Source organism: Lactobacillus gallinarum DSM 10532 = JCM 2011 (assembly GCF_001434975.1).
Taxonomy (GTDB): domain Bacteria; phylum Bacillota; class Bacilli; order Lactobacillales; family Lactobacillaceae; genus Lactobacillus; species Lactobacillus gallinarum.
Window position 1 is genome coordinate 13,826 of the sequence record NZ_AZEL01000003.1, and the last position, 12,975, is coordinate 26,800.

The 12,975-nt window shown below is 36.4% G+C and carries 11 protein-coding genes; all 11 read right to left on the reverse strand.

The window, feature by feature from the left end:
* Window positions 1–91: 91 nt before the first annotated feature.
* The 11 genes from FC37_RS00430 to FC37_RS00480 all read right to left on the reverse strand — a co-directional run bounded on the left by FC37_RS00430 (window position 92) and on the right by FC37_RS00480 (window position 12,956).
* Complete coding sequence (locus tag FC37_RS00430) at window positions 92–619, reverse strand: adenine phosphoribosyltransferase (RefSeq protein ID WP_025005950.1); 528 nt, start codon at window positions 617–619, stop codon at window positions 92–94.
* 104 nt (window positions 620–723) lie between these two features.
* Window positions 724–2,997, reverse strand: a complete 2,274-nt coding sequence (gene recJ, locus FC37_RS00435; RefSeq protein WP_025005949.1) for a single-stranded-DNA-specific exonuclease RecJ — start codon at window positions 2,995–2,997, stop codon at window positions 724–726.
* 119 nt (window positions 2,998–3,116) lie between these two features.
* Window positions 3,117–3,806, reverse strand: a complete 690-nt coding sequence (locus FC37_RS00440) for a class A sortase (RefSeq protein WP_025005948.1) — start codon at window positions 3,804–3,806, stop codon at window positions 3,117–3,119.
* A 2-nt stretch (window positions 3,807–3,808) separates the two neighbouring features.
* On the reverse strand, window positions 3,809–5,647 hold the full coding sequence (lepA, locus tag FC37_RS00445) for a translation elongation factor 4 (RefSeq protein ID WP_025005947.1): 1,839 nt from the start codon (window positions 5,645–5,647) through the stop codon (window positions 3,809–3,811).
* 106 nt (window positions 5,648–5,753) lie between these two features.
* Window positions 5,754–6,908, reverse strand: coding sequence for a molecular chaperone DnaJ (gene dnaJ / locus FC37_RS00450; RefSeq protein WP_025005946.1), 1,155 nt, complete (start codon window positions 6,906–6,908; stop codon window positions 5,754–5,756).
* A gap of 81 nt (window positions 6,909–6,989) precedes the next feature.
* Window positions 6,990–8,849, reverse strand: a complete 1,860-nt coding sequence (gene dnaK, locus FC37_RS00455) for a molecular chaperone DnaK (protein ID WP_056945434.1) — start codon at window positions 8,847–8,849, stop codon at window positions 6,990–6,992.
* A gap of 16 nt (window positions 8,850–8,865) precedes the next feature.
* Window positions 8,866–9,447: a nucleotide exchange factor GrpE gene (gene grpE, locus FC37_RS00460; protein ID WP_025005945.1), complete on the reverse strand. Its 582-nt coding sequence runs from the start codon at window positions 9,445–9,447 to the stop codon at window positions 8,866–8,868.
* Window positions 9,448–9,462: 15 nt separating this feature from the next.
* Window positions 9,463–10,512 (reverse strand): heat-inducible transcriptional repressor HrcA, encoded by a 1,050-nt coding sequence (gene hrcA / locus FC37_RS00465; RefSeq protein WP_025005944.1) that lies wholly within the window; start codon window positions 10,510–10,512, stop codon window positions 9,463–9,465.
* 166 nt (window positions 10,513–10,678) lie between these two features.
* The gene (gene ribF, locus FC37_RS00470; protein WP_035434398.1) at window positions 10,679–11,641 is read right to left on the reverse strand and encodes a riboflavin biosynthesis protein RibF; all 963 of its coding nucleotides are present in this window, start codon (window positions 11,639–11,641) and stop codon (window positions 10,679–10,681) included.
* 5 nt (window positions 11,642–11,646) lie between these two features.
* Complete coding sequence (gene truB / locus FC37_RS00475) at window positions 11,647–12,540, reverse strand: tRNA pseudouridine(55) synthase TruB (RefSeq protein ID WP_025005942.1); 894 nt, start codon at window positions 12,538–12,540, stop codon at window positions 11,647–11,649.
* Between the two features lie 50 nt (window positions 12,541–12,590).
* On the reverse strand, window positions 12,591–12,956 hold the full coding sequence (locus tag FC37_RS00480; RefSeq protein WP_025005941.1) for a ribosome-binding factor A: 366 nt from the start codon (window positions 12,954–12,956) through the stop codon (window positions 12,591–12,593).
* Between the last annotated feature and the right edge of the window lie 19 nt (window positions 12,957–12,975).

Below are 12,975 nucleotides of genomic sequence, written 5' to 3' on the forward strand. Positions count from 1 at the left end.
ATTATGAAAAATACTCCTAAGGGAATTTCCCCTAGGAGTATTTTTTAATTTCTGTTGATTTTGCATCAATAATTAATGATGCATGATTATTTTATGCACCGTGATATTGAACAAGTGAGTAAATATCAACATCAGGCAACTTTTCTCTACCCTTTAAATCAGGTAATTCAATATAAAATGCGGCACCTACAAGCTTACCACCAAGATTTTCAATTAATTCCTTAGAAGCTCTTAAAGTACCTGCTGTGGCCATTAAATCGTCACAGATAACAACTCTTTGACCAGGCTTAATTGCATCCTTATGCATTTCAAGGCTATTTGAACCGTATTCCAAGTCATATGAAGCACGTTCAACTTCTCTTGGCAACTTGTGTGGCTTTCTTGCTGGGACAAAGCCTAAGCCTAACTCAGTTGCAACAGGACAGCCTACAATAAAGCCACGTGCTTCAGGACCTACGATCACATCTGCCTTTCTACTCTTTGCATATTCTGCCAATTCATGAGTAGCAGCACGATATAAATCACCATCTTGCAAAATAGGTGTAATATCGCGAAAGACAATTCCCTTATTAGGAAAGTCCTTAACACTTGCAATATACTTACTAAAATCAATCGCCATAAGAAGAAAAACCTCCATAATTATCTGTGTTTGTATTCAAACACTTTTGACTTGTATATTTTACCAAAGATTTGTTATAAAAGCACTGAAATCTTGATATTTATCTACTTTTTTACAAAATTATTAACATATGTAATCAATTTTTGAGTAGGCATCGTCCTCAGTTGATTAATAAACTTAATTTGAGATTCCGTCGCCATTAAATATTTAGAAGCAGTCAAGGGTTGCTTTTTTGGATTAGATTCACCGACCAATTTTTGATCATCCAATTTAACAAAGCCTAATTCAAAGAATACTCGTAAAATAAACAACACACTATCATAATCCAAGCCTAAATAAGGTGCTACAGTTCGATAGTCGTCAGGCTTCAATGCAGGATGGGCATATATATACTTTAATACCTTGCCAAAATAACTTTTTGCAGGAATATGCTCTACAGGTAATTGATCCAATAAAAAGCGTAAATAGATTTGTTGATAATCTTTTTCTAAAGCAGTATTCAATTCTACTTGATTGCGTGGTACATCAAGTAAAGCAACTGTTTCACCAGATTGATCATAATCTTGGACCAAGCTAATCTTATCATCATCAATTTGAAGTCGATTTTTAACGATCGGAATATTCTTTTTATCAAACAGCAAATAGCGATCTGCAAAGCCCATGACAAATTTTTCCTGTCTTAAGTCGATCACTGACGTTGGAACTGCTAACTTTGGGGATGCGAATGCTATCCCTTCTATAATGCCTTGCAAAGATACCTGCTTACGATAGGTATTTAAAGACAAAGTAACGAAAATTTTAGCAATAAACGGCAATAGATTATTATTTAAATAGTCTTTATTAAAGCCCACAATTGCTAAACTACCGTCTTTTTTATTAGCCGTTAATTTAACGTGATTCTTATCTTTCCCTATTTTGAAAAAATTAGTAATAGTTGGATCCGAAATACTGAAAATTGGTTGCTGATCTTCAGTGCCAAATGGTCCAACTTGATTAATCTGAGCTAAAGTTTGAGGCGATAAACCATGCATAGGCAATTCCATATCATACTCTTTAGTCTCTAATCCACCTTCAACGTGAAAATCAGCCTCAAACTTTTCTCGCAGAGCACTTACTTTATCTTCTTCCATGGATAAACCACAAGCAAAATCATGACCACCAAATTTAGTCAGCAAACTCTCTTTTAAAGGATTAAGGGCATCAAAAAGATTGAAGCCAGTAAATGAACGACCTGAACCTTTAATCTCCCCTTCATCATTTTTAGTTAAAACGATAGTTGGCTTATGTAATTTTTCCACTATTTTATTAGCGACCAGACCCAAAACGCCCTCATGAAAATCAGGATCATATAAGACCAAAGTATTTTGCTTCTGCCAACTATTTTCACGAATTAATTCCATACAGCGATCATAAACTTCAGTAGTTAGCTCTTTGCGCTTATTATTTAAATCTTCAATCTGATCAGCAATTTTCTGAGCCTCAAGATCATCATCACTAAGCAAAAGTTGTACCGCTAAATTTGCATTAGCTAAGCGCCCCACTGCATTAAGCCGAGGAGCAATATTAAAGCCAACATCTGTTTCATTAATCGTTCCTAGCGTTAATCCAGCATTTTTGATCAGAGCTCTTAAACCAGGTCGCTCGGTTTGATTAAGCACATCTAAACCGCGCTTCACAATAATGTGACCCTCACCCGTCACTTTAACCATATCACCAATGGTGCCAATCATTGCTAAATCTAGCAATTCTGGTACAGGATCCTGCATAAGTTCACGGCAAATTGTGTAAGCCACGCCTGCACCACAATAGTCATCGAAAGGATATTTTTGTCCGGGGTAATTACAATGAACTGTTGCATAGGCATCGGGTTTAGATTCTTGAAAAGTATGGTGATCGGTAACAATCGTATCAACGCCATTATTTTTAGCATATTCAACTTCTTCAATTCCAGTTACGCCGTTGTCTACAGTAATGATTAACTTAGTACCATCAGCCACGATATCCTTATAGCGATCAAGATTTGGGCCATATCCATCTTTAAAACGGTCTGGTATAAAGTAATGAACATCTGCACCTAAAATACTCAGCGTCTCAGTCATAATTGTAGTGGCCGTGATACCATCAGCATCATAATCACCATAAATGGTAATCTTTTCGCCATTATCAATTGCTTGATTAATTCGATCGACCGCTTTATCCATATCATGCATCAAAGTTGGATCGGCTAAGTTTTCTTCGGTTGCGTTAAACCAAAAATCTAATTTTTCATCTGTATTAATACCACGTAATGCAAAAAGCCGTGCTGAGATTGGGCTAAGTTGATATTTTTCTATTAAATCTGGCGCTAATTCTTCAGCTGTTCTTTGTTGCCACTTCATTACTTTCAAAACACCTTACATTTCATAAAAATTAAAAGGCACTCATAATTGAGTGTCTTTATTGAAAAATCTAATTCTTATTCTAACGCAAATTTTGTTTGCATAAAAGTTCGAAGATTTTACTTCATTTTGAAGACTCGAAGATTCTCTGCGTTAGCCTTTTCCGTTTTAATCAAATTACCACGAATAGCCCAACGATTTGCACCACCATCAGCACAAGTAATTAAGGTCACTATCTTTTTCTTAGTATTATTAACTAGCCAAACGGCTGATGGATCAACAACTTTTTTCATATAAATTCGGTAAACATAAACCTTCTTTAAATTAGTAAGGTAAATCAATTCACCTTTCTTGACATCCTCTAGTGGTGAGAAAAGAATACCTTTAGCAGTCATATAGTGACCAGCTAATGGATAGTTACCTTCACCCATTTTTTGGTCAGCACGCATTGTACCGCCACCGGTGGACATAGCATCGTCTGACATCCCTAGCATTATTGGTAAATGCATATTTACATCAGGAATAGCTAAAGCACCAATTGCACCTGAAGTCTTTTTTATCTGCGATCTCGTAGCTCGAGCCATATCCATCGATTTTACTTTACTAAAATCATACATTCCTTTTTTACGTTGATTTTTTTCAACTTCTTTTTTAGTCAAGCCGGTTAAAGTCGACTGCTGATTATGACTAATCATGTGATTGCTAATCTGCTTGTTAAAGATGAGAACAAGACCAACAATTAACAAAATGATCGCTAGAATTCTAATGACGATCGTGCTAATACTTGTTTTATGTTTATTTTTTGCCATAATTACTTGCCTTTGATATCATCGTCATTCATCTTAAGTACTGCCATAAAGGCGTCTTGTGGCACTTCTACCCTACCAACTGCCTTCATTCGTTTCTTACCACGCTTCTGTTTTTCCAAAAGCTTGGCACGACGGTCTGGGTCACCGGTATGGATCTTCCAAGTAACATCTTTACGATATGGCTTAATGGTTGCACGCGAAATAATCTTAGCACCAATCGCACCTTGAATATCAACTTCAAAGTTTTGACGTGGAATTAACTTCTTAAGCATAGAAGTCATTTGACGTGCACGGTCTTGTGCTTCAGATCTATGAGCAATGAAACTCAAAGCATCGATTGGCTCTTTATTAAGCAAGATATCAATCTTAACCAAATCAGTTGAACGATATCCGGTAATTTCATAGTCAAGAGAAGCATACCCCTTAGTTGAAGACTTCAAATCATCAAAGAAGTCAAAGATAATTTCAGCTAATGGCATATTGTAAATTACATTAACCCGATACTTATCAAGGTAGTCCATAGTAACAAATTCACCACGTTTGCGTTGGCACAATTCCATTACTGGGCCAACGAAATCATTCGGTACCATGATTTCTGCTTTAACATAAGGTTCTTGTACTTCTTGATATTCACCGGCATCTGGTAAATCAGATGGATTATCAATTACCTTAGTAGATCCATCATTCATAATTGCGTGGTAGTCAACACTTGGAGCAGTCATGATTAACCCTAGATCAAATTCTTGCTCAAGTCGTTCTTGCACAACATCCATATGAAGCAAACCTAAGAAACCACAACGGAATCCAAAACCTAAGGCAGTTGAAGTTTCAGGTTCAAATTCCAAAGCAGCATCATTTAACTGCAACTTTTGCAAAGCTTCCTTTAAATCATCGTAATCTCGGTTGTCAACTGGATACATACCGGAATAAACCATCGGTGGAATCTGACGATAACCTTCTAATGGTTCCTCAGTTTGATTAGTTGCATCAGTAATGGTATCACCAACACGAGTTTCACGAACTGATTTAATATTGGCAGTGATATAACCTACATCCCCGGCAATTAAAAGATCTTTCTTAACTGGATGAGGACTTGAAACACCTACTTCGGTTACTTCATATTCCTTTCCGGTGTTCATAATCTTAATTTTATCGCCAGGCTTAACTACACCGTCTTCAATTTTGACAGACATAACAACACCGCGATAATCATCGTACTTGGAGTCAAAAATCAAGGCTTTAAGTGGTGCTGTAATATCACCAGATGGAGCAGGAATATCCTTTACTACCTTTTCCAGCATATCTTCGATGCCTTGGCCTGTTTTACCTGAAACTTCGGCAGCTTCTGAAGCATCCAAGCCTAACATTTCTTCTATTTCTTCCTTAGTTTTAGGAATATCTGCTGAAGGTAAGTCAATCTTATTAATGACAGGCAAAATTTCCAAGTCATCATCAATAGCCAAATAAGTATTGGCTAAAGTCTGCGCTTGCACACCTTGAGAAGCATCAACAACCATTAAAGCACCTTCACAGGCTGCAAGTGATCTTGAGACTTCGTAAGAGAAGTCTACGTGCCCAGGTGTATCAATTAAGTGGAAAATATAATCTTCTCCATCCTTAGCATGATATTTAACTTCAACGGAGTTCATCTTAATAGTAATACCACGTTGACGTTCAAGTGGCATGTCATCAAGCATTTGATTTTTAAGTTGGCGCTGACTTACTGTATCAGTTAATTCCAGAATTCTATCAGCGATCGTAGATTTACCATGGTCAATATGGGCAACTATGGCAAAATTACGAATATGCTTTTGATAATCTTTTAATTTTTCTAAATCCATAAATTTATTCACCCTTTACTATCCTTAATATTATAGCAAAGGTCCTTAATCTTATAAAACGAATAGATATACAAAAATGACATTGCCTGATGCAATGTCATTTTTCTTAATCTTCACCACTTAATTTGTCTTTAAGTCGTTCAAAAAATCCTTTTTCTTTTGGTGTAATATCTCCGCCACCATCATGAACAAAGTCAGTCAAATCTTGCTTTTGCTTTTCATTGATATGCTTTGGAATCACGATATTAATTGTAATAATTTGATCACCATTACCATTTCCGCGAAGATATGGTACACCCTGTCCGCGAAGAGTAAACTTCTTATTTGGTTGAGTACCAGCTGGAATAGTTAATTTTTGATCACCATGGACAGTTTTAACAGTAATTTCATCACCTAATGTAGCTTGAGCAAATGAAATTGGAACATCAGTATAAATGTTTTGACCACGACGTTGGAAGATCTTAGATGGTTTAATACGGTAATTAATATACAAATCACCGTAAGGTCCGCCGTTTATACCAGCCTCACCTTGGCCTTGATAGCGAAGTTGTTGGCCATTATCAATACCTGCTGGAATATCAACTTCAATAGTATTCTTTCCTTGAACAGTACCTTTACCACCACAAGTCTTACATGGGTGTTCAATGATTACACCGCGACCATGACATTTATCACAGATGGTTTGACGACGAATCATCCCTAACATAGATTGCTGAGTAACAGTCATATAACCTGTACCGTGACATTTATCACAGGTAATTGGGTGAGTGCCTTTTTCACAACCATTGCCGCCACAAGTACCACAGGTTTCACTACGAGTATAGCTAACTTGCGTCTTCTTGCCTTTAATCGCATCCATAAAGTCAATAGTCAAAGTATAGTCTAAATCTTGACCACGTTGTGGAGCAGTCGGATCTACTCTTTGTTGTCTTCCTTGACCAAAGATATCACCAAAAATGTCGCCAAAATCACCAAATCCAGAAGTATCAAATCCAGCACCGCCAAAGCCTTGGCCAGCGCCACCAAAACCACCTTGGCCATTTACACCAGCGGAGCCAAATTGATCATATTGTGCACGCTTTTGCTTATCATGCAAAACTTCATAAGCTTCATTAACTTGTTTATATTTTTCTTCAGCACCAGGTTCATGGTTCAAATCTGGGTGATATTTTTTAGCTAACTTTCTATATGCTTTACTAATTTCTTGGTCACTGGCGTTACGATCTACGCCAAGCACTTTATAATAATCTTCTTGTGCCATTAATTGAACTCCTTATATTTTCAAAAGAAAAGAACTACTCAATGGGTAGTTCTTTTCTCCTTTTGTTTAATTATAAACCCATTACTTGTTTGGATCTACCTTATGGAATTCACCATCTTGGGCACCACCATTGTTACCACCTTGTGGGCCATTTTGTGGACCTTGAGGACCGGCTTGTGGGCCAGCTTGACCTGCAGCACCTTGTGCTCCACCGTTTTGTTGGTAAAGCTTAACTGCTAAATCTTGTGCAGCCTTTGATAAAGCATCCTTCTTTTCCTTCATTTCGTCCAAGTTGTTGTCCTTTTGAGCCTTCTTCAAAGCTTCAAGAGCATCTTCAACTGGCTTACGGTCACTATCAGAAAGCTTATCCTTAGTGTCCTTCAAAGTCTTATCAGTAGTAAAGATTAATTGATCAACTTCATTTCTAAGATCAACTTCTTCTTTACGCTTCTTGTCTTCTTCAGCATGTTCTTCAGCGTCTTTTTGCATACGCTTGATTTCTTCATCTGACAAACCGGATGAACTCTTAATAGTAATCTTTTGTTCCTTACCAGTACCCATATCCTTAGCAGATACATTTACGATACCGTTCTTATCGATATCGAAGGTAACTTGAATTTGTGGAACACCACGTGGTGCTGGTGGAATATCAGTTAATTCAAAGCGACCAAGGGTCTTATCATCTGCAGCCATTGGACGTTCACCTTGCAATACGTGGACATCTACTGCTGGTTGGTTATCTGCAGCAGTTGAGAAGATTTGACTCTTTGAAGTTGGGATAGTAGTGTTTCTGTCAATTAACTTAGTGAAGACACCACCCATGGTTTCAATACCAAGTGACAATGGAGTAACATCAAGCAAAACGATGTCCTTAACGTCACCTGAAATAACACCACCTTGGATAGCTGCACCTAAAGCAACAGCTTCATCAGGGTTGATTGAGTGGTCAGGTTCTTTACCAGCCCATTCCTTAACGGCCTTTTGAACTGCAGGAATACGGGTTGAACCACCGTTTAAGATAACCTTATCGATATCGTTTACAGTTAAACTAGCATCCTTTAATGCATTGTCAAATGGTACCTTAGTCTTTTCAACTAAGTCACTAGTCAATTCATCAAACTTAGCACGGGTGAGGTCAGCTTCAAGGTGTAATGGACCAGCTTCACCAGCAGAAATGAATGGAAGTGAAATGTGAGTTGAAGAAACACCTGACAAGTCTTTCTTAGCCTTTTCAGCAGCATCCTTCAAACGTTGCATAGCCATCTTGTCCTTAGACAAGTCAACGCCATTTTCATCCTTAAAGTTCTTGATCAACCAATCCATGATACGGTTATCAAAGTCATCACCACCAAGGTGAGTATCACCGTTAGTTGATAATACTTGGAAGACACCGTCACCTAATTGAAGAACGGAAACATCGAAAGTACCACCACCAAGGTCGTAAACTAAGACCTTTTCATCTTGGTCTTTGTTTAAACCGAAGGCTAATGCTGAAGCAGTAGGTTCGTTGATAATTCTTTGTACATTCAACCCAGCGATCTTACCAGCATCCTTAGTAGCTTGACGTTGTGCATCGTTAAAGTAAGCAGGAACAGTGATAACTGCATCAGTTACCTTTTCACCTAAGTAATCTTCTGAGAACTTCTTGATGTATTGTAAAATAAATGCAGAAATTTCTTGTGGTGTGTATTCCTTGTCACCAACCTTAACCTTGTAATCTGCTTCACCCATGTGACGCTTAATTGAAACAATAGTGTTAGGGTTAGTAATAGCTTGACGCTTAGCTACTTCACCAACTTGAATTTCACCATCTTTAAAAGCTACTACAGATGGAGTAGTACGGTTACCTTCTGGGTTAGTAATAATCTTTGGTTCTTTACCTTCAAGAACTGCAACTGCTGAGTTAGTAGTTCCGAGGTCAATACCAATAACTTTTGACATGTATAAACTTCCTCTCCTATTGAGCAACTACAACCATTGCTGGTCTTAGTGTCCGATCTTTATATTGATATCCTTTTTGTAAAACCTGAACAACGTGATCTTTTTGATCATCATTTTCGGCTGCTACGGTTTGAACAGCTTGATGCAATGTCGGATCAAATTTTACGTCTTCAGCTTCAATCTCAACGATGCCATGTTCTTTCAATGCTTTAGTTAATGAATCAAGCGTCATCTTAACGCCCTTCTTCAGTTGCTTGGAAACATCATCATCGGCTTCTACGCTTAAAGCTCTCTCCAAATTGTCTACAGCAGGCAAAATATCTTTAGCTAAGCTTTGAGATTCATACTTAATAAGTTGAGCTCTTTCTTTTGAATAGCGATTTTGCATATTTTGAATTTCTGCTTCGCTACGAAGATACTTATCTTCAAGCTCCTTATTTTTATCTTTTAAATCAGCCAATTCTTTAGCTAATTTTTCATCATGTTTATCATTTTTTGCTTCCTTACCTTCAGTTGCCTTTTTCTTAACATCCTTAGGTGTTGAAGCATTTTCTTTTTCATCTAAATTCTTTTCACTAGGAAACTCTTCTTTACTCACGGCTAACCTCCTCTATTATTGAAATTTACCGTAATAATCAAGTAACTTCTTGGCTAATTCATTTCTGAAGTATTCTAGAAGCCCTATCATTTGAGAATACGGCATATTTGTTGGCCCAAGTAAAGCTATTGTTCCTTTACCATGGGAGCCGACACTATATTCAGCTGTCAGCAAACTATAATTTTTTAATAAATCATTCGGCAATTCAGATCCTAACTTTACCTTAACTGGGTATTTTTCAGTCTTAGGATCAGCCTTAATATTCATCAAATTAGAAAACAAATTATCTCGATCAATTAATTCATAGAGTGAACGTATATCATTTACATTATTCTCAGTTGTATTGTTCAATAGATTAATTTGTCCATCAACATACATCTGCTCACTAGCCGCATCTTTTAACACGTCTTCAACTAAGCTAAATAATTCGTTAGCATGATCACTACCTAATTCGTTTTTAGCAAGTTCACTTAGCAATGAAACATTAATTTCCTTTAAACTCTTGCCAACTAATTGATCATTAATCATTCGAACCGCTTTTTCAATTTCTTCACCATGAATATTATGTGGTAAAGCATAAACTTGATTTTGGACATTGCCATCACTCGTCACTAGAATTGCCATCACTTGTCTAGAAGACAGGGGAACAATCCTAAAACCTGTAATTTTAACATCCCTACTCTCAGGTCCTTCAGCAAAAGCAGTGTAATTAGTTAAATCAGATAAAATGCGTGCTGCTTCTTGTACGATTTCATTCACCTGATGAAAAGGTCGATCTAATTGTGTCCCAATCGTGTTATAAACAGACTCTGGCAACTGAAGCGGTTCAACTAAATTATCAAGATAATAACGATATCCATCACTTGACGGAATTCTTCCGCTAGAAGAGTGTGTCTTCTCAATTAAGCCTTGATCTTCTAGGACCGCCATTTCATTTCGAATAGTAGCGCTTGATACTTTAATTGGTAACTGCTTCATCACCGTTTTAGAGCCAACAGGCTCATGCGTTTGTGTGAAGTCTGTAATAATTGTTTTTAAAATAAGCTCTTGACGCTCGGTCAACATAATAATCGCCCTCACTTTTAGCACTCGTAATTCTCAGGTGCTAACAATTAATATGATACTATAAATTAGCAGAAAAACAAGAGGAGTGCTAAAATTTCTTCAAATTATTTCAAAAAATAAAAACTGAAGAACTTAGTTCAAAATTGCTAAGTTCTTCAGCTTCTCGTTACGCATTACTTCGTGCTTCTTGTGCAAAATAATGTTCAATTTCTATTTGGTCTTTCTCTAATTGTTTTTTCAATTCTTCAAGGCCGCTAAATTTAATTTCACCTCTAGTATATTTATACCATTTAATTTTTATTGGCTGATCATAAATATCCCGTTTAAAATTAAATATATGTGATTCAATAAAAATTTGTTCAGGTTGGCCAATCGTTACATTATAACCGACACTAGTCATAGATTCATACCACTTTCCAGCTACCTGCGTTTTAGTGGCATATACTCCTATTTTGGGAATTACCTTATGACTAGCCCAAAGTAAATTAGCTGTTGGGAAGCCTAATTTATGGCCATTTCTTTTACCATGACCAACGATCCCGCTCATCACATAATGGTGACCCATTAATTGAAAAGCTAATTCCATCTTACCTTCCCTAATTGCCTGTCTAATTTCAGTTGAACCTATTTTTTTACCATTAAAAATCTGCTTAGGCATAACGAAAATTTCAAATCTATCCTTCGCAAATTTTGGTAAATTCTTCATATTAGCAGTCTCTTTAGAACCATATGTATAATCAAATCCAGCTACTACTGTATCTGCATTGAGTTTAATTATTACATTATCTACAAAACTCTGTGCATCTATCTCGCTAAACTTTTTAGTAAATGGCATTACGGCTAGATAATCTACACCTAGTTCTGCCATTTTATCTGCCTTTTCATCTAAAGTTTCTAAATACTTAAAGTCTTTTTTGGCAGCATAAATTTCCTTCGGATGACGATCAAAAGTTAATACTACTAATGGTAATTTCTTTTGATCAGCTATTTTTTTGGCTTTATTGATTAAGCGTTGATGACCTAAATGAACGCCGTCAAAAAAACCTAAGGCTAGAATAGTTTTTGAAGATATGGTATTTTCGCTAACTGGATAAGTTAAATGAATGATTTTCACAACTAATCCCTTCATTTCAGTTATTCATTTTGAAGTAACATTAAACTTGGGCGATATAATTTTCCCTTATTCTCATAAATCGCCTTGACTTTTTTATTGTACCTTAATGCGACTTTTTTAGCATCTATTTCTAACGAAATACCTGCTCCATTTTTCACTTTAAGCCATTTTCCTTCACTTAGATCAACTTGAGGATAGTCTTTAAAGAAAGCGTCAATTGGTTGAATCAATTCTGCAGCTTTTTCAAGATTCTCTTCAATTTCACTTAACTTAACGGCCTGAGAAATATCAAAACCTGAGCTAGCTACTCTTCTTAAGTAAGTCATAACTGCTGGGCAATTCATTTTCTCGCCCAAATCATTTACTAAGGATCTAACATATGTACCTTTACTACATTTAATTTTAAAATCAAATTCTTCTTGTCCATCTTTTTCATTGAATGTAGGTTTATTGGTTAAATCATATTGTAAAATATCAACTTTACGTTTTGGTCGCTCTACCTCAATACCTTCTCTAGCATACTCATATAAATGCTTACCATTTACCTTTACGGCTGAGTAAATTGGTGGTACTTGTTCTATTTCCCCTAAAAACTCATTCATATGATTCTGAATATCTTCAGAAGTAAATGCCTTGGTTAACTTGGTCTTTTTCAAAACTGTGCCAGTTGAATCATAACTGTCAGTGGCATATCCAAAAAGACCACTACCAATATATTCTTTAGGTCTAGTATGCATAAGTTCAATCAGTTTAGTTGCTTGTCCAATTGCAATAGGTAATACGCCTGTTACTTCGGGGTCAAGTGTACCCGCATGTCCAATTTTTCGGATATGCAGAGCTTTGCGTAAATGATAAACTACATCAGCACTAGTCATCCCTTTATCTTTATCGATAACTAAAATTCCATTTAACATAAATAATCCTTTTCTATCTAAACGAAAAAAGCGCCTAAACGGCGCTTTTTTTATTTACTTGCCCGTTCAGCATCTTGCTTTTTAACTTCTGCAATTAAACGGTCAATTTTACTACCATATTTTACTGAATTGTCTCGTTTAAAAATTAATTCAGGGACTTTATAAACGGTTAAAGTTTGTCCTAATAAGTGACGCATCATACCTTTAGCCTTTTCTAGTCCTTCTTGAACTTCTTTTTCCTTATCGGCATTTTCAGTTAAAAGACTATAGTAAACAGTTGCATATGAAAGATCATTCGTACATTCCACTGCAGTGATAGTTACTTCACTCAAACGAGGATCACGAATATTCTTTTGTAAAATTTTGGTTAATTCACGAAGAATTTCTCCTTCAACACGACCAATTCTATGCTTCATGTTTGCCTCCTAAAAATTA